This is a genomic window from Mesorhizobium sp. C120A (assembly GCF_030323105.1).
Classification (GTDB): domain Bacteria; phylum Pseudomonadota; class Alphaproteobacteria; order Rhizobiales; family Rhizobiaceae; genus Mesorhizobium.
Map to the genome: position 1 here is coordinate 45,533 of NZ_CP100476.1, position 25,066 is coordinate 70,598.

21 protein-coding genes are annotated in these 25,066 nt (G+C 63.3%); 12 read left to right on the forward strand and 9 right to left on the reverse strand.

What is annotated here, in order from left to right:
* Positions 1–372 precede the first annotated feature (372 nt).
* A complete protein-coding gene (locus NL532_RS00275; protein WP_023682052.1) occupies positions 373–2,364 on the forward strand; it encodes a long-chain fatty acid--CoA ligase in 1,992 nt (663 codons plus the stop codon).
* Positions 2,365–2,392: 28 nt separating this feature from the next.
* The gene (locus tag NL532_RS00280; RefSeq protein WP_031198174.1) at positions 2,393–3,100 is read left to right on the forward strand and encodes a class I SAM-dependent methyltransferase; all 708 of its coding nucleotides are present in this window, start codon (positions 2,393–2,395) and stop codon (positions 3,098–3,100) included.
* An 84-nt stretch (positions 3,101–3,184) separates the two neighbouring features.
* Here NL532_RS00280 and NL532_RS00285 read toward each other — a convergent pair whose 3' ends face one another.
* The 3 genes from NL532_RS00285 to pgi form a co-directional block, all read right to left on the reverse strand.
* Positions 3,185–3,406: a hypothetical protein gene (locus NL532_RS00285; protein ID WP_155922478.1), complete on the reverse strand. Its 222-nt coding sequence runs from the start codon at positions 3,404–3,406 to the stop codon at positions 3,185–3,187.
* A gap of 69 nt (positions 3,407–3,475) precedes the next feature.
* Positions 3,476–4,207, reverse strand: a complete 732-nt coding sequence (locus NL532_RS00290) for an HAD family hydrolase (RefSeq protein ID WP_023688783.1) — start codon at positions 4,205–4,207, stop codon at positions 3,476–3,478.
* Complete coding sequence (pgi, locus tag NL532_RS00295) at positions 4,204–5,847, reverse strand: glucose-6-phosphate isomerase (protein ID WP_023828548.1); 1,644 nt, start codon at positions 5,845–5,847, stop codon at positions 4,204–4,206. Before pgi ends, NL532_RS00290 begins: the two co-directional genes overlap by 4 nt.
* Before the next feature lie 428 nt (positions 5,848–6,275).
* Between pgi and pdxR the strand changes: the two genes are divergently transcribed.
* The gene (pdxR, locus tag NL532_RS00300) at positions 6,276–7,769 is read left to right on the forward strand and encodes a MocR-like pyridoxine biosynthesis transcription factor PdxR (RefSeq protein ID WP_023669484.1); all 1,494 of its coding nucleotides are present in this window, start codon (positions 6,276–6,278) and stop codon (positions 7,767–7,769) included.
* Between the two features lie 206 nt (positions 7,770–7,975).
* The gene (locus tag NL532_RS00305) at positions 7,976–9,580 is read left to right on the forward strand and encodes a trimethylamine methyltransferase family protein (RefSeq protein WP_023699429.1); all 1,605 of its coding nucleotides are present in this window, start codon (positions 7,976–7,978) and stop codon (positions 9,578–9,580) included.
* 17 nt (positions 9,581–9,597) lie between these two features.
* Here NL532_RS00305 and NL532_RS00310 read toward each other — a convergent pair whose 3' ends face one another.
* The 3 genes from NL532_RS00310 to NL532_RS00320 form a co-directional block, all read right to left on the reverse strand.
* Positions 9,598–9,996: a hypothetical protein gene (locus tag NL532_RS00310; protein ID WP_023725813.1), complete on the reverse strand. Its 399-nt coding sequence runs from the start codon at positions 9,994–9,996 to the stop codon at positions 9,598–9,600.
* Positions 9,997–10,070: 74 nt separating this feature from the next.
* Positions 10,071–11,552 carry a flavin monoamine oxidase family protein gene (locus tag NL532_RS00315; RefSeq protein ID WP_023828549.1) on the reverse strand — a complete coding sequence of 494 codons (1,482 nt, stop codon included), beginning with the start codon at positions 11,550–11,552 and terminating at the stop codon, positions 10,071–10,073.
* 332 nt (positions 11,553–11,884) lie between these two features.
* Positions 11,885–13,690 carry an IlvD/Edd family dehydratase gene (locus NL532_RS00320; RefSeq protein WP_023712598.1) on the reverse strand — a complete coding sequence of 602 codons (1,806 nt, stop codon included), beginning with the start codon at positions 13,688–13,690 and terminating at the stop codon, positions 11,885–11,887.
* Between the two features lie 143 nt (positions 13,691–13,833).
* Between NL532_RS00320 and NL532_RS00325 the strand changes: the two genes are divergently transcribed.
* The gene (locus NL532_RS00325; RefSeq protein WP_023696771.1) at positions 13,834–14,292 is read left to right on the forward strand and encodes an SRPBCC family protein; all 459 of its coding nucleotides are present in this window, start codon (positions 13,834–13,836) and stop codon (positions 14,290–14,292) included.
* 160 nt (positions 14,293–14,452) lie between these two features.
* Here NL532_RS00325 and NL532_RS00330 read toward each other — a convergent pair whose 3' ends face one another.
* From NL532_RS00330 to NL532_RS00340, 3 genes are all read right to left on the reverse strand, one after another.
* Positions 14,453–15,643, reverse strand: coding sequence for an Mrp/NBP35 family ATP-binding protein (locus NL532_RS00330; protein ID WP_286487868.1), 1,191 nt, complete (start codon positions 15,641–15,643; stop codon positions 14,453–14,455).
* Between the two features lie 77 nt (positions 15,644–15,720).
* On the reverse strand, positions 15,721–16,725 hold the full coding sequence (locus NL532_RS00335) for an inorganic phosphate transporter (protein ID WP_023828550.1): 1,005 nt from the start codon (positions 16,723–16,725) through the stop codon (positions 15,721–15,723).
* Between the two features lie 3 nt (positions 16,726–16,728).
* On the reverse strand, positions 16,729–17,370 hold the full coding sequence (locus NL532_RS00340; RefSeq protein WP_023673429.1) for a DUF47 domain-containing protein: 642 nt from the start codon (positions 17,368–17,370) through the stop codon (positions 16,729–16,731).
* A 158-nt stretch (positions 17,371–17,528) separates the two neighbouring features.
* On the opposite strand from NL532_RS00340, the gene NL532_RS00345 reads away from it, so the two are divergent.
* The 7 genes from NL532_RS00345 (at position 17,529) to NL532_RS00375 (ending at position 24,966) form a co-directional block, all read left to right on the forward strand.
* The gene (locus NL532_RS00345; protein WP_023688790.1) at positions 17,529–18,428 is read left to right on the forward strand and encodes a LysR family transcriptional regulator; all 900 of its coding nucleotides are present in this window, start codon (positions 17,529–17,531) and stop codon (positions 18,426–18,428) included.
* Positions 18,429–18,622: 194 nt separating this feature from the next.
* A complete protein-coding gene (locus tag NL532_RS00350; protein ID WP_023738147.1) occupies positions 18,623–19,102 on the forward strand; it encodes a formate dehydrogenase subunit gamma in 480 nt (159 codons plus the stop codon).
* Positions 19,099–20,655, forward strand: a complete 1,557-nt coding sequence (locus NL532_RS00355; RefSeq protein WP_023828551.1) for a formate dehydrogenase beta subunit — start codon at positions 19,099–19,101, stop codon at positions 20,653–20,655. Before NL532_RS00350 ends, NL532_RS00355 begins: the two co-directional genes overlap by 4 nt.
* A gap of 10 nt (positions 20,656–20,665) precedes the next feature.
* Positions 20,666–23,578 carry a formate dehydrogenase subunit alpha gene (gene fdhF, locus NL532_RS00360; RefSeq protein WP_023828552.1) on the forward strand — a complete coding sequence of 971 codons (2,913 nt, stop codon included), beginning with the start codon at positions 20,666–20,668 and terminating at the stop codon, positions 23,576–23,578.
* A 32-nt stretch (positions 23,579–23,610) separates the two neighbouring features.
* Positions 23,611–23,835 carry a hypothetical protein gene (locus NL532_RS00365; protein ID WP_023828553.1) on the forward strand — a complete coding sequence of 75 codons (225 nt, stop codon included), beginning with the start codon at positions 23,611–23,613 and terminating at the stop codon, positions 23,833–23,835.
* Positions 23,835–24,662, forward strand: a complete 828-nt coding sequence (fdhD, locus tag NL532_RS00370) for a formate dehydrogenase accessory sulfurtransferase FdhD (RefSeq protein WP_031202807.1) — start codon at positions 23,835–23,837, stop codon at positions 24,660–24,662. The genes NL532_RS00365 and fdhD overlap by 1 nt, the downstream gene beginning before the upstream one ends.
* The gene (locus tag NL532_RS00375) at positions 24,652–24,966 is read left to right on the forward strand and encodes a formate dehydrogenase subunit delta (RefSeq protein ID WP_023688796.1); all 315 of its coding nucleotides are present in this window, start codon (positions 24,652–24,654) and stop codon (positions 24,964–24,966) included. The genes fdhD and NL532_RS00375 overlap by 11 nt, the downstream gene beginning before the upstream one ends.
* Positions 24,967–25,066: the final 100 nt, after the last annotated feature.

Here is a 25,066-nt window from a genome sequence, read left to right on the forward strand (position 1 = left end):
TAAGCAGAAAATATTTCTCGGTCTTTGACGAACTGCAGAAACAAATAGCAAAATCTGCTAATCACGGGATTGTTAACGACCGCATTTTTTCATTGATCGCAGCAATCGTAAGCCAAAAATCCACAAGCCTGGGTTTCGCCACCGAGATGACCGGACGGCATTGCCTGAGCTGGCATCGCGGGAAGGATTTCGACGGCAAATCTTTGCCGTCCTGCCGCTGGGGCAAGACTTGCACGGCCGCCGATAGTCGCAATAGATAGATGACACGCTGGATTTTCCGGAAATCCGCGACATCGCTGCAGCGGAGGACGCCTCACCACATCGAGGCGGCGCAGCAGGAGCAGGCAACAGAACGACCGAGGGAGGCTAGAGGTGGCGAAAGCAACAAAGACAACGGCCCCGGCGAAAGCAAAAGCGGCGAAAGCTTCAAAACCGGCCGCCGCTGCCGCCAAGTCGAAAGCGCCACCGGCCAAAGCCACTCCCGCCGTCAAGCCAACGGCAACCTCGACGCCGGCGAAGGCAAGCGCCAACCCGGCAGCGAAACCTGCGGTCAAGCGCGCGGCGAAGACAACACCCGCTGCAAAGCCCGCCCAGCCGCCAGCCGCGAAGACAGCCGCGGCGAAGCCCGCCTCGAAGCCGTCGCCGGGCGCGGCCAAAAAACTGCCGAATACGCTGACGGCGCTTGCCGCGGGCTTGCCGGAAAAGCCATGGCTAAAAAGCTATTCGAAAGTCGTGCCGGCGGAGATCGGCGCCCTGCCCTACAGTTCGATCGGCGACTTCCTCGTCGGCGCCTGCAAGCAGTTTTCCGGCCAGCCGGCATACGTCTGCATGGGCAAGTCGATCTCCTATGCCGAACTCGAGCGGCAATCGGCCGCCTTCGGCGCTTATCTGCAATCGAAGGGCCTGCAGAAAGGCGCACGCGTGGCGCTGATGATGCCGAATGTGCTGCAATATCCGGTGGCGATGATGGCCGTGCTTCGCGCCGGCTATGTCGTGGTGAACATCAATCCGCTCTACACGCCGCGCGAGCTCGAACATCAGCTCAAGGATTCCGGCGCGCAGGCGATCGTCATTCTGGAGAATTTCGCCAGCACCCTGGACGCGGTGATTGCCAGGACGGCGGTCAAGCATGTGGTGGTCGCGGCGATGGGCGACATGCTCGGCGGCCTCAAGGGCACGATCGTCAACCTGGTCGTGCGCCGGGTGAAAAAGATGGTGCCGGCCTGGTCGCTGCCCGGCCATGTCAAGTTCAATGCGGCGGTGAAGGCCGGCGCCGGCATCGCCTTCAAGCCGGCCAAGATGGAAGCCAGCGACGTCGCCTTCCTGCAATATACAGGCGGCACCACGGGGATTTCCAAAGGTGCTGTGCTGCTGCACTCCAATGTGCTGTCCAATGTCGCGCAGAACACGCTGTGGCTGCAGGACGCCTATGCGATCAAGCCGAAACCGGCGCATCTCAATTTCATTTGCGCACTGCCGCTCTACCATATCTTCGCGCTGACGGTGAACGCGCTGATGGGCATGCAGCAGGGCGCCCAGAACGTGCTCGTTCCCAACCCGCGCGACATTCCCGGCTTCGTCAAGGAGCTGCAGAAATACCCGATGCACATTTTCCCCGGCCTCAACACGCTGTTCAACGCGCTGCTCAACAACGAGGATTTCCGCAAGCTCGACTTCAAGCCGCTGATCATGACGCTGGGTGGTGGCATGGCGGTGCAGAAGGGGGTTGCCGAGCGCTGGAAGGCGCTGACCGGCAATTCGATCACCGAGGGCTACGGGCTGTCGGAGACCTCGCCGGTGGCGACCGCCAACAAGTTCAGCGACAGCAATTTCACCGGCACGATCGGCCTGCCGCTGCCGTCGACCGAGATCGTCATCCGCGACGATGACGGCAACAACCTGCCGCTCGGCGAGGTCGGCGAGATCTGCATTCGCGGGCCGCAGGTCATGGCCGGTTACTGGAACCGGCCGGACGAGACCGCCAAGGTGATGACCAAGGACGGGTTTTTCAAATCCGGCGACATGGGCTTCATGGACGAGCGCGGCTACACCAAGATCGTCGACCGCAAGAAGGACATGATCCTGGTCTCCGGCTTCAACGTCTACCCCAACGAACTCGAGGAAGTCGTCGCCCAGCATCCGGGCGTGCTCGAAGTGGCGGCGGTCGGCGTGCCGGACGAGCATTCGGGCGAAGTGCCGAAGCTGTTCATCGTCAAGAAGGATCCGGCGCTGACCGTTGAGGCAATCACTGCGTATTGTCGCGAGAACCTGACCGGCTACAAGCGGCCGAAATACATCGAGTTCAGGACCGAGCTGCCGAAGACGCCGGTGGGCAAGATTTTGCGCCGGGCGCTGCGGGAATAATTTGAACGGCGAGCCTGGCGACGGCGGGATGGCGGACGATAGTCGGCGTCCCGATGCAGTAGTGTTCATCAAGGCGAACCTGCGGCTTGCGCCCGTTCCCGCCCTTCGTGAAATCCAGCTCTATACGGCTCATTCCGGCAGCGGCCTGAGGCGGCTTGTCGAGTGGCGAGCTCATGGACCGGAAGACGGCAGCCAGACCGAGGAGCACGAAGCTGAGCCGCAGCCGCCCTACTGGGCCTATGCCTGGGCCGGCGGCGCCGTGCTGGCGCGCTATATACTCGACCATCCGCAAATCGTGGCCGGTCACCGCGTGCTCGACCTCGGCGCCGGCTCGGGCCTCGTCGGCATCGCCGCCGCCAAGGCCGGCGCCAGCGCGGTGATCGCCGCCGAGAGCGATCGCAACGGCGTCGCCGCGATCGGCCTCAACGCGTTGGCCAACGGCGTCGAGATCACCATTGTCGACCAGGATATCACCACGGGCCCGCCGCCAGCGGTCGATCTCGTGCTTGCCGGCGACGTGTTCTACGGCCGCGAGGTTGCTCTGCGGGTGATCCCGTTCCTCGACCGCTGCCTGGCAGCCGGCATCGAGGTGCTGGTCGGCGATCCCCGCCGCGCCGATCTGCCGCTGTCGCGGCTACGATTGCTCGCCGAATATCAGGTGCCGGATTTCGGCGACGCAAAGGGTGATGTGACCAAGCCGAGCGGTGTGTTTTGGTTCGAGCCGGAAGATTGCTAGCGCGACGCGGCAAAGCCCAGTCGCTCTGAATGGCCGGATTCTACTCATTGTGGACAAACCTCAAGGGGCAGAAAATAGATTGGATTAGCCGTTGATAGGAGAAGTCGAATGGCGTGGATTAAAGTTGTTCAACGTATCGGCTTCATAGTTTGCCCAAAGTGCGAAAATCGCGGCTTCGAGCTTCAGCCTGGCGAAGACATCGATAACGCAAGCGCCAAGATCAGGTGCGGCAGATGCGGGTACGTTTGCTCTGCTGATGAGTAGCCCACTATGTCCGAAAACAAACCAGAAGCTCCATAGTTTCATGGCTGCTTCCCCCAACTCGGCCATTGGCGGGGAAATCCCGAGCCGAATTGAGTTTGCCCCAGGCCCCCGTCAGACCGTCTCCTTGACCCGCGCCGACAGAAAGTCCGGCAAGTCGGCAACCGAATCCAGAACGACATCGGCGATCGACGCCAGCGATTCCCGCGTGCCGGTGCCGGAGAGCACGCCGACCGCCAGGCCGCAGCCGCCGGCACGCGCCATCTCCAGGTCGTGGCGGTTGTCGCCGACCATGGCGATCTCGGACGCCTTCAACCCGGTCAGGTCGCAAAAGGCGACGATCGTGTCCGGCGCCGGTTTCGGATTGGCGACCGCGTCATAGCCATAGGCGGCGGTGAACAGCTGCGCGACGCCGAGCGTGACCATGGTCTTTTCGGCACCGGCAGTCGAATCATTGGTGGCGACGCCGAGCCGGTAGGATCGCTTGTGCAGAGCCGTCAGCGCCGCGACGATGCCGGGCAAGGCCACCGCCATCGATGAGCCTTGCACCGAGGTGATCTCGTTGAAGCGGGCGACGGCCAGCATCTGGTCCTCGTCGGACAGGCGCGGGAACCATAGTTCGACGACATCCATGTTGGTGCCCGAGGCGAAGATGGAATCCGGCTTGAAACGCTTGGCGACAAAATCGAAGCCCGCCGCTGAAAGCAGCCTGTCGGCTTTCCAGCGATCGCCCTCGGCAGCATCCATGGCCATGAAATCGGCGATGCCGAGCCAGGTCGCGTTGAAATCGACAAGCGTGCCGTCCTTGTCGAACAATATGCCCTTGATGTCGGCCGGATTTTTCATTGCGCCCCCCGCAGTTGCTGGATGCGCGCCACCAGCCCGGCCGTCGATGCGTCGCGCTTGGCGGCGCTCTCCTTGCCTTCCACGACTGGCAACAGGCCGGTCGCCAGCTCCTTGCCGAGCTCGACGCCCCATTGGTCGAAGGAATTGATGTTGAACAGAGTGCCTTCGACGAAGACGCGGTGCTCGTAAAGCGCGATCAGCCGGCCGAAGGTGCGCGGGTCGAGCTTGCGGTAGAGGATCGTCACCGAGGGGCGGTTGCCGGAGAAGACGCGGTGCGGGGCTATTCTGTCGACATCGGCCGGCTTCATGCCCTTGGCCAGCATCTGCGCGCGAGCCTCGTCCAGCGTGCGGCCCTTCATCAACGCTTCCGATTGGGCCAGGCAATTGGCAAGCAGTAGATCGTGCTGGTGCTTCAGATCCGGCTCATGGCCGACGGCAGCGGCAAGGAACTCGACCGGGATGGAATCGGTGCCCTGGTGCAGCAGCTGGAAGAAGGCGTGCTGGCCATTGGTGCCGGGCTCGCCCCAGACCAGCGGTCCGGTCGGCGTCGTCACCGGCGTGCCGTCGAGGGTGACGCCCTTGCCGTTCGATTCCATGTCGAGCTGCTGCAGATAGGCCGGCAGCCTGGAAAGGCGCTGGTCATAAGGGATGACCGCACGCGCCGGATAACCGCAGATCACGCGATGCCACCAGCCGACCAGCCCCAGCAGCGCCGGCAGGTTCTTCTGCAGGGGTGCGGTGCGGAAGTGCTCGTCCATCTCATGCGCGCCATCGAGGAAGGCGCGGAAGTTGCGCGGGCCGATGGCGATCATCACCGGCAGGCCGATGGCGCCCCACAGCGAATAGCGGCCGCCGACCCAGTCCCAGAAGCCGAACACGCGATCCGCTTCGATGCCGAACTTGGAAACCAGGTCGAGCGCGGTCGAGACGGCGGCGAAATGCTTGCCGACAGCTTCCTTGCCGAGCGCCTTCTGCACCCATTCGCGCGCCGTCTCGGCATTGGTCATCGTCTCGACCGTGGTGAAGGTCTTCGAGGCGATGATGAACAGGGTGGTTTCGGCCGACAGGCCCTTCAGCGTGTCGTGGATATGGGCGCCGTCGATGTTGGAGACGTAGTGCGCGCGCGGGCCGTCGTGATAGGGCGCCAGCGCCAGCGTCGCCATGGCCGGGCCGAGATCGGAGCCGCCAATGCCGATGTTGACAATGTCGGTGATTTTCTTGCCGGTGGCGCCGGCGGCCTTGCCGGAGCGAATGGCGTCGGCGAAAGCGCCCATGGCGTCGAGCACGGACAGCACATCCGCCTTGACGTCCTGGCCATCGACCGTGACGCCCTTGCCCGAGAGGTTCCGTAGCGCCGTGTGCAGCACGGCGCGATCCTCGGTGATGTTGATCTTCTTGCCGGAAAACATTGCGGCCCGGCGACCTTCGAGATCGGCGGCGGCGGCGAGCTTCTCGAGCAGTTCCATCGTGCGCTGGTCGACCGCGCATTTCGACCAGTCGAGCAAAAGGTCGCCGTCGCTGGCCGAAAATGTCTCGAAGCGCTTGGGGTCCGCGGCAAACGCCTCGCGCATCGTGCCCGATGCCGCCGCGCGCGCAGCACGCAAGGCGACAAGCTGTTTGTCGAAGGAGGAATGATCCACTGCCGGCTCCTGATCGTTTTTTCACGACATCTTATCAGACCGGATGTTTCCGGCGCGTGTCGTCGGGGTGACGTTATCGAGCCGAATTCCGCATGTTTCAATGCGTGGGGATGACGCAGTGCAGCATAGTGCGATGTGATGGAGCTACGACGCTGCGCGTCGCGCTGGATGATGTGATGGGAGTAGCGACGACGCTTCGCATCGCGCTGGGGATAATGAGGCGCGACGACGCTGCGCGTCGCGCGGGCGTCCGCGCTGCGGGATGACGCAAGCGTCACCCGGGGATGCGACGACGCTGCGCGTCGCGCATAGATCACTGGCATAAATCCCAGCGATCAGAAAAATTGATTGGCGCAACCCCTTGTGCCACGGTTACCTTCCGCTGGTCCAGCCAAGCAAAAAAGACTGGCCATCGAGGAACACCTTCCATGCCACAGCGTAACGACACGGCCATATGGTCCGGCCTGTTCCGGATTTCGGCGGAATCGGGCCAGACCCTGCAGGCGCAGATCCGTCAGGCGATCGTCGCCGCCATTCTCGACCGGCAGATTGCCGCTTCGATGCCGCTTCCGTCCTGCCGCATCCTGGCTGAAAAACTCGGCGTCGCGCGCGGCACTGTGGTGCTGGCGTTCCAGCAATTGGTCGATCAGGGTTTCCTGGTGGCGCGTGAACGGCGCGGCCATTTCGTCAATCCGGATGTGCTGGCCACCCCGGCCAAGCCGCACCAGAAGGCGCCCGACCAGCAGAACGAGATCGACTGGAAGGCACGCCGGCAGATCGCCGCCAGCGACATGCCGCCGCCGGCCAAGCACGACAACTGGATCAAGTCGTCCTACCCCTTCGTCTATGGCCAGTTCGACCCGGCGCTGTTCCCGACCGCCGAATGGCGTGAGTGCAACCGCATGGCGCTGGCCGTGCTCGAAATCCGCAACTGGGCCTCCGACATGGTCGATCGCGACGATCCGCTCTTGATCGAGCAGATCCAGGCGCGGCTGTTGCCGCGGCGCGGCATCTTCGCCAATCCGGACGAGATCATCGTCACGCTGGGCGCCCAGAACGCGCTCTATATGCTGGCGACACTGCTGATGACAAAGGGCTCCAAGGTCGCGATGGAAGACCCGGGATACCCCGACGCGCGCTCGATCTTCCGCCTGGCAGGCGCCGAAATCCAGCCGGTTCCGGTCGATCAGTCCGGCATCGTCACCTCGTCCATCCCCAACGATTCCGGCTTTGTCTTCGTCACCCCCAGCCACCATTGCCCGACCATGGTGCCGCTGTCGGCAGAGCGGCGGCAGGACCTTCTGGCGCGCGCCAACCGCCACAACCAGATCATCATCGAGGACGGCTATGACAGCCAGCTTCTCGACGAGGCGCCGCAGCAGGCGCTGAAGAGCCTCGATCGCTCGGGTCGCGTCGTCTATGTCGGCTCGATGTCGAAGACGCTGGCTCCGGGCCTGCGGCTTGGCTACATCGTCGCTTCGGCTGGACTAATCTCCGAGCTTAGGGCGCTGCGTCGCTTCATGCTCAGGCACCCGCCAGCCAACAACCAGCGCGCGGTCGCGCTGTTCCTGTCGCTCGGCCATCACGAAGCCCTGGTGCGGCGGCTGTCGTCGGCCTTCGACGAGCGGCGCAAGCGTCTGGTCCATGCGATTTCCGCATTCCTGCCGGAATGGCGCTCGACCGATTCGGCCGGCGGCACATCGCTCTGGCTGGAAGGCCCGCGTGGCACCGATTCACGTGGACTGGCCGAGGCCGCGGCCTCGCGCAGCGTCATCATCGAGCCGGGCGATCGCTTCTTCGATCGCACCGAAAAGCCGTCGCGTTTCATGCGCTTGGGCATTTCCTCGATCGCACTGCAGCACATCGAGCCGGGTATTCGCGAGCTCGCGACCGCAGCCGGACGCAGGCCCGCTGCAGCCTGATTTGCCTGTGCCGGGGCTTTGAACAGCCCGGCCCTTGGCATGATCACCAACATTCTGCATTAGCTCTCTGGCATACTCGGCTGCGTTGACTGGCCCATAGGCTGGGCCAATGGCAACGGCATAGTCGGCTGACAGAGGGACGAAGCAGGCCGACGGTGGACCGATCACCGCGTCGTGTTTCGCAAGCTAAAGGTGGAGTGCCCCCCATGTCAGTGGCTGTTGAGAAGCAGGATGCGGCTCCTAAAGATACATCAGCCGACCAGCGTTCGCGCCGATCCGGCGGGCGCGAAGCGCGCCGCGCCATGCGCGCCGCACCGCTTGCCGACGATATCCGGCCGGTGCGCGCCGGCCTCGAAGGCGGCAGCTACGGGCCGCTCAACCAGAACGACCAGGAGCGCATCCATGAAGCGGTGCTGACGCTGCTGGAGACCGTCGGCTTCGCCAATGCCATTCCCTCCTGCATCGAGGCGCTGACCGGGGTCGGCGCCGTCTATGGCGATGACGGCCGCATCCGTTTCCCACGTGGGCTTGTGATGGACACGATCAAGAAAGCGGCGAGGAATTTTATGCTGCACGGCCAGGACCCCAGGCATGACATGCTGATCCAGGGCAAGCGCGTGCATTACGGCACGGCGGGTGCGGCGGTGCATCTGGTCGATGTCGAAAAGCGCGAATACCGCGAGTCGCTGGTGCAGGACATTTATGATGCCGCTCGCCTCGTCGAAGGGCTCGACAACATCCATTTCTTCCAGCGGCCGATGGTGCCGCGCGACATTCCCGATCCGCTCGAAATGGACTTCAACACGCTCTACGCCTGCGTGATGGGCACGTCGAAGCATGTCGGCACCTCGTTCACGGTGCGCGAGAACGTGCAGCCGGCGCTGGAAATGCTTTATGCGATCGCCGGCGGCGAGGAGAACTTTCGCGCCCGGCCGTTCGTGTCGAACTCCAATTGCTTCGTCGTGCCGCCGATGAAGTTTGCCGAGGACGCCTGCGGCGTGCTCGAAGCCTGTGTCGAAGGCGGCATCCCGATCCTGCTGCTATCGGCCGGCCAGGCCGGCGCCACCGCTCCCGCGGCGATTGCCGGCGCTGTGGTGCAAGCGGTGGCGGAAGTGCTGGTCGGTCTCATCTATGTCAACGCCATCAAGCCGGGGCATCCGGCGATCTTCGGCACCTGGCCGTTCGTCTCCGACCTCAGGACCGGCGCCATGTCGGGCGGTTCGGCCGAGCAGGCCGTGCTGACTTCGGCCTGCGCGCAGATGGCGCAGTTCTACGATCTGCCGGGCGGTTCGGCCGCCGGCATGACGGATTCGAAACTGCCCGACATCCAGTCCGGCTATGAAAAGGGGATCACCGACGTGATGGCCGGTCTTGCCGGCCTCAATCTGGTCTATGAATCGGCAGGTATGCATGCCTCGCTGCTCGGCTTTTGCCTGGAGAGCCTGATCATAGACAATGACATGCTGGGCCACTGCCTGCGCTGCGTGCGCGGCATCGAAGTGACCGACGAAGCGCTGTCGATCGACACCATCACCGAAGTCTGCATGAATGGCCCAGGCCACTATCTCGGCAACGAGCAGACGCTGCGCCTGATGCAGACCGAGTATTTTTATCCGGCCGTCGGCGACCGCTTTTCGCCCAAGGAATGGAACGAGAAGGGCCGGCCCGACATCTTGCAGCGGGCGATCATCGAAAAGAAGCGCGTGCTTGCCGAGCGGTTCCCGCGCCATGTGCCGAAGCTGCTCGACGACAAATTGCGCGCCCGCTTCGGCGAGATGATCAAGCTGCCACGCAGCGGCATGGGCGGGTAAGCTTCACCTTACGTATGTCAATCCGCACTTAACCCAAAGCGCTCGACGACTTCGGCGCTGATCAGCTTGCCATGCAGCGCCATCAACACGATCTGGGCATCCAGGCTGTCGCCGGTTTCAAGCGCAGCCTCGATGCGGCGCTCAGCGTCCAGCCGCCGCTCCGGCCCATTGGCCTGCTCGAAGGTTTGTGGGCCTGCGATGCAATAGCCAAACAGCTGCGCCACGGACCGGTAGGCGTCCGGCGGCGGCTCGTCCGGCCAATAATCCTTCATCAAATTGACGATGGTGAGCTTTACCCCCTCAGGGACAAGCGCCGGATGCAGATCGGCGCCGCGCAGCGCGGTGTCGAGTTCCCGCAAATCGCCGGAGCGACCGAACATGCCGAGGAAACCGATTGAAGAGCGCCGTTTAGTCACGTTGATACTTTCCGTCCGATAGCCGACCACTCATATGGGAATGTAGGATCGTTTTTCATCGCCCTTGCGGAGTCTCAGGCAAGCCAGGCGTCGAGCCCGAATTCCCGCTGCAACAGGTCTTCCGCACTTTCCAACGCGCCCTCGATCCAGCCGTGATTGTTGGACCACGCTTCGCCACAGACATGAATGCCCGGAGCAAGCGTATGGCTCGCCAGTTTTATACCGGAGATATCTATGCCACGGTCCCAGACATGCGACGCGCCGCCATAGGCCGGCGCACCCCAATCCTGCGCAAACCCGCCGATGGGTTTCGAGATGGCGCCGTGTTTGCCATGGACTTCGACCATCTGGCCGTGAAAGGCCTCCAGCGCGGAATGTCCCTCGGCCAAAACCGCAAAACCGTGGCGCCGAGCGAGCTCAGGCAGCAGTGAGCGCCAGAATACCATGTGTCTGCCATCGCAATAGGCCATGGCGACGCTCCGCCGAATCGTCGCGTCGCGCGCGTCCGCTTTTGTGAACTGCCATATCTGGCGAGCCGGCAGATCGGTCACGCTGTGGCCGGCCGCGATGCCGTTTCGAGCCCACCATGGGCTGGCATAGCAGGCGGCCAGCGTGAGCATCGGCCAGGGTTCCGGTGCCGGCAGATCGCTGGGCTGCTCGATGCCGGACTTTTCCAGCAGGGTCCGCAGGGGGCGGACCGGTAACGCCAGCACGACCTTGCGCGCCTCGACCGTCCCGCCCTGCCCCTCGACAGACAAGACCATCCCTTGCGCCGAGCGGGCGATGGCGGTCACGGTGTGATCGAGATGGACGGCGCCGCCGCTGACAGCGATCCGCCCGGCCATTCGCTCCGCAACCGGCTGGAACCCACCATCGGGGGAACAATAGGAGCGGCCGCCGCTCAGCTCGCCGAGCGCAAGCCTGAACGTCTCGGCGGCGTTGGGTCCGCGCAGGAGCAACGAATAGCCCACCGCGTCCTCGGCAAAAGCCATTTCCTCCGGGGTCAAGACCGTCGCCAGCACATCCCAAGTCGCCCAATCCGCCAGCTTGCGGCCGCGATAAACGAAGCCTGCGGCGCCGTTCCATTCGGCGCTGCCGAAGGCCTCCGAACCCGGCAGGATCAGTGCTGCCGCCTTTCGCAGCAGGCGGGACGGGCCTTTTTCCTGCAGCCGACGCGTCACGTCATAGGCAAACAGGCGGCGCGGCGCAAAGCGCGATATAGCGGCGTAGGGCAGGCTCCTACCGCGCAGATGGAGCCGGTTGGCGCCGGTGACGACGTCCATACCCGACAGCTTTATATCCAGCGTCGCCATGAGTTTTTTGAGCAGCCGATGTTGCGGCATCAGCATCATCGCGCCGAGATCGATGCCGAAGTTCGGCTCTCCGGGAAATGAGACCGTGGAGGCCCGACCGCCGACGCGACCGGCGGATTCGAAAACAGCGATCCTTGCGGGCTTTTCACTTTGGGACAAGCGCCACGCCAGGAAGAGACCGGCCATGCCCGCGCCGACAATAGCAATGTCGACCGGGGCAATGTCGATCGGGCTAGGCGGCAAGGATACGCCCGTGGCGGAAAACCATCATCATGGACGACTCTCTGGACCCCTCTTGATTTCGTGTCAAAAAACCCGAAACTGACGAGGACTGCAATGTCATACTGACAGGTGGGATCAGTTGGCGTTCGAGCAGTGATCTAAAACGGGCAACGGGTCCTATGAAGAAACAGTATCACACACCAGTCATCCGCAAGGCAGGACGACTCTCCGGCATCACAGCCATCGCCGCTTCGTCCGGCCCGCCTCCACCCTGAGGCCGCCATCCAAACAAGCTTACGCCAAGGCTTTCATGCCGGCCCGATCAGGCCGGCATTTGCATATCAAGCGGGTGCTTAGTGGTTGTCCCTCGGCACGCCGCTGGTGTGCGCGACGTCCTGGTATTTCACCGCCGGCTTCAGCACCATGCCCTCCGAGAACTGGTCGACCATGGAGCGCTGGATTTCCTGCCATGGCGTTTGGTGCTTGGGATAGTGGTAGCCGCCATCGTCCTGCAGTTCGGCACGGCGGCGCGTGATTTCCTCGTCGGTGACGAGGATGTTGGCAGTGCCTTTGCGTAAGTCGATGCGCACACGGTCGCCGGTCTTGAGCAGCGCCAGGCCGCCGCCAATGGCGGCTTCCGGGGAAGCGTTGAGGATAGAGGGCGAGCCCGATGTGCCCGACTGGCGGCCATCGCCGATGCAGGCCAGCGCGTGAATGCCCTTCTTGATGAGATAAGCGGGCGGCTGCATGTTGACCACCTCGGCGCCACCGGGATAGCCGATCGGGCCGGCGCCGCGCATGAACAGGATGGTGTGCTCGTCGATGCCTTGCGCCGGATCGTCGATGCGGGCGTGGTAGTCCTCCGGCCCGTCAAAGACCATGGCGTTGCCTTCGAAGGCTTCCGGGTCGTTCGGGTTGGAGAGATAGCGCTCGCGGAATTCCGGCGAGATGCCGCTCATCTTCATGATTGCGGAATCGAACAGATTGCCGCTGAGATTGATGAAGCCGGCATTGGCCTTCAGCGGCTCGGCGACGGTGCGGATGACGTCGGTGTTCTCGTTGGCGACACCCTTGCAATTGTCACCGATAGTCTTGCCATTGACGGTCATCGCTTCGGGATAAGGCAGCAGCTTGGCCTTCATCAACTCGGCCACCACAGCCGGCACGCCGCCGGCATGGTGATAGTCTTCGCCGAGATATTCGCCCGATGGCTGCAGATTGACGATGAGCGGCACATGGAGGCCGACCGTCTGCCAGTCGTCATTGGTGAGCGGCACGCCGAGATGACGGGCAATCGCGTTGAGGTGGATCGGCGCATTGGTCGAGCCACCAATCGCCGAATTGACGACAATGGCGTTCTCGAAGGCCTTGCGCGTCATGATGTCGGACGGCTTCAGATCCTCATGCACCATCTCGACGATGCGCTTGCCGGTCTCATAGGAGATCTGGCCGCGCTCGCGGTAGGGTGCGGGAATGGCGGCCGAACCCGGCAATTGCATGCCGAGCGCCTCGGCCAGCGAGTTCATCGTGGTGGCGGTGCCCATGGTGTTGCAATAGCCGGTCGACGGCGCCGATGAGGCGACGATGTCCATGAACTCGTCATAGTCGATCTCGCCGGCGGAGAGCCGCTGGCGCGATTCCCAGACGATGGTGCCGGATCCCGTGCGCTTGCCTTTGTGCCAGCCATTGAGCATCGGTCCGACCGAAAGTGCTATGGCCGGAATATTGACGGTGGCCGCCGCCATCAGCAGCGCCGGCGTGGTTTTGTCGCAGCCGATGGTCAGTACGACGCCGTCGAGCGGATAGCCGTAAAGCACTTCGACCAGGCCGAGATAGGCAAGGTTGCGGTCCAGTGCCGCGGTCGGGCGCTTGCCGGTCTCCTGGATCGGATGGCACGGGAATTCGAAGGGGATGCCGCCCATCGAGACTATGCCTTCGCGCACGCGCTTGGCGAGTTCGATATGATGGCGGTTGCATGGCGACAGATCCGAGCCGGTCTGGGCGATGCCGATCAGCGGCTTGCCCGACATCAACTCGGCCCGCGTCAGGCCGTAGTTCAGGTAGCGCTCGAGGTAGAGCGCGGTCATGCCTGGATTGTCGGGATTGTCGAACCACTCCTGCGAGCGAAATTTCTTCTTTCCGGTGGGGGCGCCTGCCATCATGGTCTCCGTATTTGTAAGACAAATCGATATGGCAACGCGCGGAAGCAGGCAAGAGGGCGCACCGTCGCAACCGGACTTTGGTGCGATAGACACAGACCAGACCGTGCGTTAGGCCTTCGAAGTCTGTCCGGGAGGTGTCGATGGCTTTGGTGATCGAAGGCGAGGAACGCATTGCCGCCCCCCTGCAGAAAGTGTGGGACGCGCTGAACGATCCGAAGGTTTTGCAGGCGACCATTCCCGGCTGCCAGCACCTGGAGATGAAATCGCCGACCGAAATGGCGGCGACGGTGGTGTTGAAGATCGGACCGATCAAGGCGACATTCAACGGCGAGGTGACGTTGAAGAACCTGAAGCCGCCGCACTCCTACACCATCCAGGGCGAGGGCAAGGGCGGTATTGCCGGCTTCGCGAAGGGTGGCGCCGACGTGACGCTGACGGCGGACGGGCCGGATGCGACGGTCCTCAAATACGCGGCCAAGGCCGAAGTCGGCGGCAAGATCGCCCAACTCGGCAGCCGGCTGATCGAATCGACTTCGAAGAAGCTGGCCGGGCAGTTCTTTTCAAGCTTTGGCGAGAAGGTGGGCTCCCCTCCCCCTTGAGGGGAGGGTGCCTCGTGAAGCGAGGCGGGTGGGGTCGCCTCAACTGCCTCAACGTGAGTTGAGCTGCCTCGACTTGTAAAGAAATAGCGTCGAGCGTGTCACCGCGGACCCCACCCGGCCCTTCGGGCCACCCTCCCCTCAAGGGGAAGGGATATCCGAGCTACTCGAACACGATGTTCGGCACCGCCGCTTCGGCCGCGCCGCGTTCTTCGTTGACCCGGTCCCAGACCTTCGAAGCAATGCCGCGATAGATCTTCGCCTCGGCGCTGTCTGGCTTCGACGCCACCACCGGAGCACCTTCATCAGAACTTTCGCGAATGCCCATTTCCAGCGGCACTTCGCCGAGGAAAGTCACGCCGAGGCGCTCGGCCTCGCGCCGCGCCCCGCCATGGCCAAAGATGTCGTAGCGCTTGCCGGTATCGGGGGCTATGAAATAGCTCATGTTCTCGACGATGCCGAGCAGCGGCACGTCGACCTTCTTGAACATATTCAATCCTTTGCGGGCGTCGATCAGCGCCAGGTCCTGCGGCGTCGAGACGATGACGGCGCCGGCCAGCGGCACCTGCTGGGCCATGGTCAGCTGGGCGTCGCCGGTGCCGGGCGGCATGTCGACGACGAGCACGTCGAGGCGGCCCCATTCGACCTCGCGCAGCATCTGCGTCAGCGCCGACATCACCATCGGACCGCGCCAGATCATCGGCGTCTCCTCGTCGACGAGGAAGCCCATCGACATCACCTTAAGGCCGTAACTCTCCATCGGTTTCAGGATCTTGCCGTCGACGGTCTGCGGCCGGCCATGGATGTTGAGCAGCCTGGGCATGGACGGGCCATAAATATCGGCATCGAGCACGCCGACACGCAAACCGTTGGCGGCGAGGCCAAGCGCGATGTTGACGGCGGTGGTCGACTTGCCGACGCCGCCCTTGCCGGACGCCACCGCGATGATCGCCTCGATTCCGGGCACGCCGCGCTTGCCCGAGCTTTGCGAGGCCGGGGCGTGCGGGGCTGGAGTGTGTGGAGCTGGGCGCGGCCCGCCTGGCGCAGCCGGCGGTGCGGGCCTGGGCGCGGGACGCGACGCAACCGGAGCCTCCATGCCGCCGCCCTTCTTCTCCGCCGTCAGCGCGACGACGGCGCCGGCGACACCAGGGATCGCCTTGACGACACGCTCGGCTGCGGCGCGCAGCGGCTCCATCTCCTGTGCGCGGGCGGCGGGAACGGTGATCGAGAAAAACACTTTCGAATCGGCGATGAAAATCTCCGAAACCATGCCGAGGTCGACGATGTTGCCGGTGAAGTCCGGCCCGTTGACCGTCTTCAGACGCTCGGTGACGATTTCCTTGGTGACGGACATGCATTGTTCCCTAAGGCGTTTGGCTGCGGCTCAGATAGTGCAGATTGGCAGCGACTCCAAGCACCACGGTGTCCGCCTCACCTTGCCAGGCCAACCGCAAGGTAGGTGAGCGCCGAAATTGCAGCCGTGGCCGGCAAGGTGACGATCCAGGCGATGACGATGTTGCCGGCAACGCCCCAGCGCACGGCCGAGACGCGACGGGCGGCGCCGACACCGATGATGGCCCCGGTGATCGTATGGGTGGTCGACACGGGAACGCCAAGCCAGGTGGCGGCAAACAGGGTGATGGCGCCGCCGGTCTCGGCGCAGAAGCCCTGCATCGGATTCAGCCGGGTGATCTTCGAGCCCATCGTGTGAACGATGCGCCAGCCGCCGAACAAAGTGCCGAGCGCCAGTGCTGTCTGACAGGTGAGGACGACCCACAGCGGCACGTAGAACGTCCCGCCGAGCATACCTTGCGAATAGAGCAGCACGGCGATGATGCCCATGGTTTTCTGGGCGTCGTTGCCGCCGTGCCCTAGCGAATAAAGCGAGGCCGAAAAGAACTGCATGACGCGGAAGGTGCTGTCGACGGCGAACGGTGTCTGGCGCACGAACAGCCAGGAAACGGCCAGGATCAGGACCAGCGCCAGAACAAACCCTGTCGCCGGCGACACGACGATTGCGGCGACCGTCTTGCCAAGCCCGGTCCAGACGATGGCGCCGGGCCCAGCCTTTGCAACGCCGGCGCCGACGAGCCCGCCGATCAGGGCATGCGAACTGCTGGACGGGATGCCGGCAATCCAGGTGACGATGTTCCAGACGATGGCGCCAACGAGCGCCGAGAAGATCACCGCCGGCGTGACGATGCTGACGTCGACGATACCTTTTCCCACAGTTTCAGCCACGTGAAGGCCGAAGAACATGAAGGCGATGAAATTGAAGAAAGCCGCCCACAGGACCGCATATTGCGGTCTCAGCACGCGGGTGGAGACGATGGTGGCGATGGAGTTCGCTGCATCGTGCAGGCCGTTGAGGAAATCGAAAAACAGCGCGACGGCGACAAGGCCGATCAGCACGGGAAAGGCGATGGTGGCTTCCATTGCCTAAACGTTCTCGATGACGATGCCGCTGATCTCGTTGGCGACGTCCTCAAAGCGGTCGACCACCTTCTCCAGCTGGCCGTAGATCTCCGAGCCGATCAGGTAGGCCATCGGATCGCTGCGGCCATGCCGCTTGAACAGGTCCTTCAATCCCTGCTCATGCAGATCGTCGGCGCGGCTTTCAACGCGCATCACCTCTTCGGCGATGGCGTTGAGGCGTACCGTGTGCGTGCCGACCTTGCTGAGCAGCGGGATCGCTTCGGCAACCAGCCTGGAGGCGGCAACGATGACGCCACCCATCTCCTGCATCAGCGGGTCGAATTCCTTCTTTTCGAACAGCTTCACCGTCTTGACGGTCTTGTGCATCATGTCGATGGCGTCATCCATCGACTGGATGAGGTCCTTGATGTCGCCGCGATCGAAAGGCGTGATGAAGGAACGCCGCACCGCCAGCAGGACTTCGGCCGTGATATGATCGGCCTCGTCCTCGAGATCGATGATCTTCTGGCACCAGCGATCGATGTCCTTGCCCTGCAGAAGCTGCTCCAGCGCCTCGGCGCCGCCGACCACGGTGCGGGAATGCCGTTCAAAGAGGTCGAAGAAGCGATCTTCGCGCGGCAAAAGCTTGCGGAACCAGCCCAGCATGTCCGATCTCCTCGTATTCCATCCAACCACATAGCGCCGTGTTCGGCCGGGGGAAACAGCCAGCCGGCCCAAAGATGTGGATGCATGGCCAATTGCGGGTAGAGCTTGCGGCGAAAGGCAATTTCCCCGACCTTGCGCGCAACGAACGGACGGATGGTATGATCGACAAGCTCGAATTCTTCATCGCGCTGGCCAAGGAGGAGCATTTCGGCCGGGCGGCGGAAGCGTGCGGCGTCACGCAGCCGACCTTGTCGGCCGGGATCAAGCAGCTGGAGGGCCAGCTCGGCGTCATGCTGGTCAATCGCGGTTCGCGCTTTCAGGGGCTGACGCCGGAAGGCAAGCAGGTGCTGGTGTGGGCGCGTCGCATCGTCGGCGATTCCAGGACCATGCGCGAAGAGATGCGGGCGGCGCGACATGGCCTGTCCGGGCGTATCCGTATTGCCGCCATCCCAACCGCCCTCGCCATGGTGGCGCGGCTTACGACGCCATTTCGCGAGAAGCATCCGGGCGTCACCTTCTCTATCCTGTCGCGCACCTCGATCGAGGTGTTGTCGCTGCTCGGCAATTTCGACGTCGATGCCGGCATCACCTATCTCGACAACGAGCCTCTCGGACGGGTGACCAGCGTGCCGCTCTATGACGAGCGCTACCAGCTGATCACGGCGGTCGGAAATCCCTATTCGGATCGCGACAAAGTGACATGGGCCGAAATCAGCCAGCTGCCGCTCTGCCTGTTGACGCCGGACATGCAGAACCGCCGCATCATCGACCAGCATCTGGCCGAGGCCGGCGTGCAGGTGCGGCCGACACTGGAATCCAACTCGATGATCGTGCTGTTCTCCCACATACGGACAGGCAAATGGTCGTCGATCATGCCGCTCAACCTGGCGGAAACATTCGGTTTTTCCGAGCCGATCCGGGCCATTCCGATCGTCGAACCGGATGCCAGCCACACGGTCGGGCTGGTCGCCGCGCCGCGCGAACCGCACACGCCGCTGGTGCAGGCGCTGCTGGACGAGGCGATGGCGCTAGCAGACGATTTCCGCGCCAATCGCTGAGCTAGTCATAACTGGTCAATCGGCGCGATAGAAATTTTCTATCGTGCAACGAAACCGCTTTATTGATTTCAGAGGTTTTCTCTGATTTCTTAAGCACTTAGCGATTAAGCGGCGTAGGCATGTCGTTGTTCCAAAACCGCTTCATGCTTTTGGACGATTATATGCATCGATCGCTACGATAGGGAGGGCGCTGCGTGACGATGCAGCCTGCAAGTACCGAGATACAGTCGCGCACGGCGGCGATCATCCAGGAGTTGAAGGGCCTCGAAGGCCCCCTGCTGCCGATCCTGCACGAGATCCAGGAAGAATTTGGCCACGTGCCGCAGGACGCCGTGCCCGTCATCGCCGATGGGCTGAACCTGTCGAGGGCCGAAGTGCATGGCGTCGTGACCTTCTATCATGATTTCCGTGCCCGGCCGGCTGGCCGGCATGTGCTCAAGCTCTGCCAGGCGGAAGCCTGCCAGTCGATGGGTTCGGATGCGATCGCCGCAAAGGTCAAGCAGTTGTTGGGCATCGATTTCCATGAGACCACCCGCGACGGATCGGTTACACTTGAGCCTGTCTATTGCCTCGGGCTGTGCGCCTGTTCACCGTCGGCGATGCTGGATGGTGAGGTGATCGGGCGGCTCGATGACGAGAAGATCGAAGAGATCGTCGCGGAGGTACGCTCATGATCCCGCGCATCTACATTCCAGGTGACTCCGGCGCGCTGGCGCTCGGCGCCGAAAAGGTCGCCAAGGCTGTTCGTGCGGAACTGGCTGAACGGGGCGTCGAGGCCAAGATCGTCCGCAACGGCTCGCGCGGCGCCTATTTCCTCGAACCGATGGTCGAGGTCGCGACCGAAAAGGGGCGCGTCGCTTACGGGCCGGTCAAGCCCTCAGACGTCAAGAGCCTGTTCGACAGCGGCTTTCTCACCGGCGGGCATCACAAGCGCTGGCTGGGCGCGCCCGACAAAATCCCGTTCCTGGCCAAGCAGACGCGCCTGACCTTTGCGCGTTGCGGCATCAACGACCCGCTATCGCTCGATGCCTACAAGTCACTGGGCGGGCTCAAGGGCCTGCAGAACGGGGTGGCCATGGCGCCGCTCGACATCGTCAAACAGGTCACGGAATCGGGCTTGCGCGGCCGAGGCGGCGCCGGCTTCCCGACCGGCATCAAGTGGAAGACGGTGCTCGATACGACATCTGACCGCAAATACATCGTCTGCAATGCCGACGAGGGCGACAGCGCCACCTTTGCCGACCGCATGATTATGGAGGGCGACCCCTTCGTGCTCATCGAAGGCATGACGATTGCCGGCATCGCCACCGGCGCGACCAAGGGGTTCGTCTATATCCGCTCGGAATATCCGCATGCGGTGGCTGTCATGAACAAGGCTGTCGAGGTCGCCCGCAAGGCAGGCGTGCTCGGCGTCAGCGTGCTGGGTTCGCCCAACGCCTTCGACATGGAAATCCGCGTCGGCGCCGGCGCCTATGTCTGCGGCGAGGAAACGTCGCTGCTGAACAGCCTTGAAGGCAAGCGCGGCGTGGTGCGAGCCAAGCCACCGCTGCCGGCAATCCAGGGTCTGTTCGGCAAGCCGACGGTGATCAACAACGTCATCAGCCTAGCCTCCGTGCCCATCATCATGGACAAGGGTGCTGCCTTCTACAAGGATTTCGGCATGGGCCGCTCGCGCGGCACGATCCCGATACAGATCGCCGGCAACGTCAAGTTCGGCGGCCTGTTCGAGGCGGCGTTCGGCATGACGCTGGGCGAGATCGTCGACGATATCGGCGGCGGTACGGCCACAGGTCGCCCGGTGAAGGCGGTGCAGGTCGGCGGCCCGCTCGGCGCCTATTTCCCGCGCGGCCTGTTCGACACGCCGTTCGACTACGAAGAGTTCGCGAAGCGCGACGGGCTGATCGGCCATGCCGGCATCACCGTGTTCGACGACACGGCCGACATGCTGAAGCAGGCGCGCTTTGCCATGGAGTTCTGCGCCATCGAAAGCTGCGGCAAGTGCACGCCCTGCCGCATCGGCTCGATACGCGGGGTGGAGACCATCGACCGGCTTGCCGCCGGCATCGAGCCGGAGAAGAACCTGGCACTGGTCACCGATCTCTGCAACACGATGAAGTTCGGATCGCTCTGCGCGCTGGGCGGCTTCACGCCCTATCCGGTGATGAGCTCGATCACCCATTTCCCCGAAGATTTCAAGCCCGCGCCGGCGCGCGTGGCTGCTGAATAGGAGCTGGCAGATGAATATCAAGGCCGACTTCCCGACACTCATCGAAGAACTCGATTACGGAACCCCGGAATCGAAGGCGCAAAAGCAGGTTACGCTGATCGTCGACGGCCGCAGCATCAGCGTGCCGGAGGGTACGTCGATCATGCGCGCGGCGATGGAAGGCGGGGTCGAGATCCCAAAACTCTGCGCCACGGACATGCTGGACTCGTTCGGCTCCTGCCGCGTCTGCCTGGTCGAGATCGACGGGCGCGGTGGCACGCCGGCATCCTGCACGACCCCCGTCGGCGAAGGCATGGTGGTGCGCACGCAATCCGAGCGGCTCGACGCCATCCGCCGCGGTGTCATGGAGCTTTACGTCTCCGACCACCCGACCGGCTGGAACGAGAAGGCCGGCACCGGCGCCAGCGAGTTCGACGTTGTGGCGAAATCGGTCGGCCTGACCGAGAACCGCTTCGGCATTGAGGGCCGCAACCACGTCAAGCAGGAAAACGGCGTCGCGCCCGGCCATGGCTCGCTGGCGGTCGACTACATCGCCCGCGACGAGTCCAACCCCTATTTCACCTATGATCCGGCGCAATGTATCGTCTGCTCGCGCTGCGTGCGGGCCTGCGAGGAGGTGCAGGGCACCTTCGCGCTGACGATCGAGGGCCGCGGTTTCGAATCGCGCATGGTCGCCGGCATGCACGAGGATTTCATCGCCTCCGAATGCGTGTCCTGCGGCGCCTGCGTGCAGGCCTGTCCGACCGATGCGCTGCGTGAAAAGACCGTGCTTGAGAAAGGCATGCCCGAGCGTTCCGCTGTCACCACCTGCGCCTATTGCGGCGTCGGCTGCTCGTTCAAGGCCGAAGTGAAGGACGACGAAGTCATTCGCATGATGCCCTACAAGGACGGCAAGGCGAACCACGGCCACTCCTGCGTGAAGGGCCGTTTCGCCTATGGCTATGCCACCCACAAGGACCGCATCCTGTCGCCTATGATCCGGGAAAAGGTCAGCGATCCCTGGCGCGAGGTGAGTTGGGAAGAGGCCATCGCCCATACGGCCAAGGAATTCCGCCGTATCCAGTATCAATACGGCCGCACCTCGATCGGCGGTATCACGTCCTCGCGCTGCACGAATGAAGAGACCTATCTGGTGCAGAAGCTTGTGCGCCAAGGCTTCCGCAACAACAATGTCGACACCTGCGCCCGCGTCTGCCACTCGCCGACCGGCTACGGCCTCGGCCAGACCTATGGCACCTCGGCCGGCACGCAGGATTTCGATTCCGTCGACTTCACCGATGTCGCCGTCATCATCGGCGCCAATCCGGCTTCCGCGCACCCGGTGTTCGCCTCGCGGCTGAAAAAGCGGCTGCGCCAGGGCGCCAAGCTGATCGTGCTCGATCCGCGCCGCACCGAAATGGTCAAGTCGGCGCATATCGAGGCCGACTATCACCTGCCGCTGAAGCCCGGCACCAACGTGGCGGTGCTGACGGCGCTGGCGCATGTCATCGTTACCGAAGGGCTTTTCGACGAAGCCTTCATCCGCGATCGCTGCGACTGGGCGGAGTTCCAGGATTGGGCTTCTTTCGTCGCCTTGCCGGAAAACAGCCCCGAAATCGTGGGCAAGCTGTCCGGCGTCGATCCCGAACTGATCCGAGGTGCTGCACGGCTCTATGCCAAGGGCGGCAATGGCGCGATTTATTACGGCCTCGGCGTGACCGAACACAGCCAGGGTTCGACCACGGTTATGGCTATCGCCAACCTCGCCATGGCGACAGGCAATATCGGCCGTCCCGGCGTCGGCGTGAACCCGCTGCGCGGCCAGAACAACGTGCAGGGTTCCTGCGACATGGGCTCGTTCCCGCATGAACTGCCGGGCTACCGCCACATCTCCGGCGAGGCCGTCCGCGACATCTATGAGAGCCTGTGGGGGGTGAAGCTCGACGACGAACCCGGCCTGCGCATCCCCAACATGCTGGATGCCGCCGTCGACGGCTCGTTCAAGGGCATCTACATCCAAGGCGAGGACATTCTGCAGTCGGACCCTGACACCAAGCATGTCGCGGCCGGCCTGGCGGCGATGGAATGCGTGGTCGTGCACGACCTGTTCCTCAACGAGACCGCCAACTACGCGCATGTCTTCCTGCCGGGCTCGACCTTCCTGGAGAAGGACGGCACTTTCACCAATGCCGAGCGCCGCATCAACATGGTGCGCAAGGTGCTGGAGCCGAAGGCGCGCTACGCCGACTGGGAAGCGACACAGGAGCTTGCCCGCGCGATCGGGCTGGACTGGAACTATCAGCATCCCTCCGAGATCATGGACGAGGTCGCCAAAACGACGCCGAGCTTCGCCGGCGTTTCCTTCGATCTGCTCGACCGCGTCGGATCCGTGCAATGGCCGTGCAACGAGAAGGCGCCGCTCGGCACCCCGATCATGCATGTCGACAGCTTCGTGCGCGGCAAGGGCAAGTTCATCCGCACCGAATATGTGGCGACCGACGAGCGGACCGGGCCGCGTTTCCCGTTGCTGCTGACCACCGGCCGCATCCTCAGCCAATACAATGTCGGTGCACAGACAAGGCGCACCGAAAACGTCATGTGGCACTCGGAAGACCGGCTGGAGATCCATCCGCACGATGCCGAGAACCGCGGCCTGCGCGATGGCGACTGGGTGCGGCTGACCAGCCGTTCGGGTGAGACGACGCTGCGTGCGCTGATTACCGACCGGGTGTCGCCGGGTGTGGTCTACACCACCTTCCACCATCCGGACACGCAAGCCAACGTCATCACCACCGACTTCTCCGATTGGGCGACCAATTGTCCGGAGTACAAGGTGACGGCGGTGCAGGTCGGCGCGTCGAACGGGCCTTCAGACTGGCAGCGCGACTATAACGAGCAGGCCGAGCAGAGCCGCCGCATCGCTCCGCTACAGGCGGCGGAGTAGTCTGGGTAGACTCGCCGCCGGAGGAAACAAGAGTGACTCAAAAGGAAGCCTACGAAAAGCTTCTGCGCCTATGTGAGAAGCAAGGCGCCGACCTGAACCAGTTTTTGTTCGATATCCAGGGACATGCTTCCGAGGAGGATTTCAACAACCTTCGCCGCATTGTCGCGTACATAATGGGCTACGGGCATCATAAGGCCTATGAATCCATCGCGCGCGATGTTCCGGAACTGACACCGGATTGGATGAAGGGACCCTGATGCGCTCCCGCCAGCCAATCAGCCAGACCTCTCGCCTCGCCCACCGTGCAAGTGGCACTGCGGCGGCCAACCGTATGGTGCCGGAGGAGACGCCGGTGGCGTTCTCCTTTGCCGGCACCACCCATGCGGTGATGATGGCGAGCCCGGCCGACTTCGAGGATTTTGCCCTTGGCTTCTCGCTGACCGAAGGCATCATCGCGTTGCCTGACGAGATCGAGGCGATCGAGGTCGAGGACCATGGCGCCGGGATCGACATCCAGATCCGGCTGAAGGACCAGGCCAATACACGCTTCGAGGCGCGACGCAGGCGGCTCGCCGGCCCGGTCGGCTGCGGGCTGTGCGGCATCGAATCCATCGAGGAAGCGATGCGCTCGGTCGACAAGGTTGGTGCATCAAAACTTACGCTTGATGCCAATGACATCACCCGTTCGGTGAAGCTTCTGTCGAAGGTGCAGCCGCTGCATTCGGAAACCGGCGCGGTGCATGCCGCGGGCTTCTACATTCCCGGCAAGGGCATCGTCATGGCGCGCGAGGATGTCGGCCGTCACAATGCGCTGGACAAACTGGCCGGCGCGCTGGCCAAGGCCGGCATCGACGGTGCATCGGGCGCGGTGGTGGTGACATCACGCGTCTCGGTCGAGATGGTGCAGAAGACGGCGGCGATCGGCTCGGCCTTCATCATAGCCGTCTCGGCGCCGACCGCCCTTGCCATCCGCACCGCTGAAGAAGCCGGTATGACACTGGTGGCGCTGGTGCGCGGCGACGATTTCGATGTTTTCACCCACCCGGAACGGGTGGTCTTGGGAGTTGCCCAGCATGTCGCATGACGAAGAACACATCACGAGCACCGGGGAAAAGCTGGTGCGCATGGCCAACCAGATCGCCGCCTTCTTCCATTCAAGGCCCCGCGAGGAAGGTGTGGCGGGCGTGGCCGAGCACATCAACAAGTTCTGGGAGCCCAGGATGCGCCGGCAGTTCTTCGAGATGCTGGACAGTGGCGGCGAAGGTTTTGACGAACTCGTCGTCGTGGCCTCGGCCAGGATCAAGCGGCCGAAGACCGAGGAGCAGGCCGATGTGAGCATCGGCTACGTCCAACCCACGGGTGCAGAGAGCGCCGCTCCCCAGAAATAGCCTCCCCCAGAAATGGCGGGCGAACACGGTTCGCCGCGGGCTATATTCCTGTCTTCTAAAGTTTGGCTGCCGCATCCGCCAGGCGTCTGCTATGGTCGGC

What these genes read in the sequence shown, in the direction of transcription:
- NL532_RS00375 (WP_023688796.1), top strand. Translation starts at nt 24,652, where the DNA reads ATGTCGCATGACGAAGAACACATCACGAGCACCGGGGAAAAGCTGGTG.
- NL532_RS00355 (WP_023828551.1), top strand. Translation starts at nt 19,099, where the DNA reads ATGATCCCGCGCATCTACATTCCAGGTGACTCCGGCGCGCTGGCGCTC.
- NL532_RS00305 (WP_023699429.1), top strand. Translation starts at nt 7,976, where the DNA reads ATGTCAGTGGCTGTTGAGAAGCAGGATGCGGCTCCTAAAGATACATCA.
- fdhD (WP_031202807.1), top strand. Translation starts at nt 23,835, where the DNA reads ATGCGCTCCCGCCAGCCAATCAGCCAGACCTCTCGCCTCGCCCACCGT.
- NL532_RS00320 (WP_023712598.1), bottom strand. Translation starts at nt 13,690, where the DNA reads ATGGCAGGCGCCCCCACCGGAAAGAAGAAATTTCGCTCGCAGGAGTGG.
- pdxR (WP_023669484.1), top strand. Translation starts at nt 6,276, where the DNA reads ATGCCACAGCGTAACGACACGGCCATATGGTCCGGCCTGTTCCGGATT.
- NL532_RS00330 (WP_286487868.1), bottom strand. Translation starts at nt 15,643, where the DNA reads ATGTCCGTCACCAAGGAAATCGTCACCGAGCGTCTGAAGACGGTCAAC.
- NL532_RS00345 (WP_023688790.1), top strand. Translation starts at nt 17,529, where the DNA reads ATGATCGACAAGCTCGAATTCTTCATCGCGCTGGCCAAGGAGGAGCAT.
- NL532_RS00280 (WP_031198174.1), top strand. Translation starts at nt 2,393, where the DNA reads ATGGCGGACGATAGTCGGCGTCCCGATGCAGTAGTGTTCATCAAGGCG.
- fdhF (WP_023828552.1), top strand. Translation starts at nt 20,666, where the DNA reads ATGAATATCAAGGCCGACTTCCCGACACTCATCGAAGAACTCGATTAC.
- NL532_RS00340 (WP_023673429.1), bottom strand. Translation starts at nt 17,370, where the DNA reads ATGCTGGGCTGGTTCCGCAAGCTTTTGCCGCGCGAAGATCGCTTCTTC.
- NL532_RS00290 (WP_023688783.1), bottom strand. Translation starts at nt 4,207, where the DNA reads ATGAAAAATCCGGCCGACATCAAGGGCATATTGTTCGACAAGGACGGC.
- NL532_RS00285 (WP_155922478.1), bottom strand. Translation starts at nt 3,406, where the DNA reads ATGAAACTATGGAGCTTCTGGTTTGTTTTCGGACATAGTGGGCTACTC.
- NL532_RS00335 (WP_023828550.1), bottom strand. Translation starts at nt 16,725, where the DNA reads ATGGAAGCCACCATCGCCTTTCCCGTGCTGATCGGCCTTGTCGCCGTC.
- NL532_RS00325 (WP_023696771.1), top strand. Translation starts at nt 13,834, where the DNA reads ATGGCTTTGGTGATCGAAGGCGAGGAACGCATTGCCGCCCCCCTGCAG.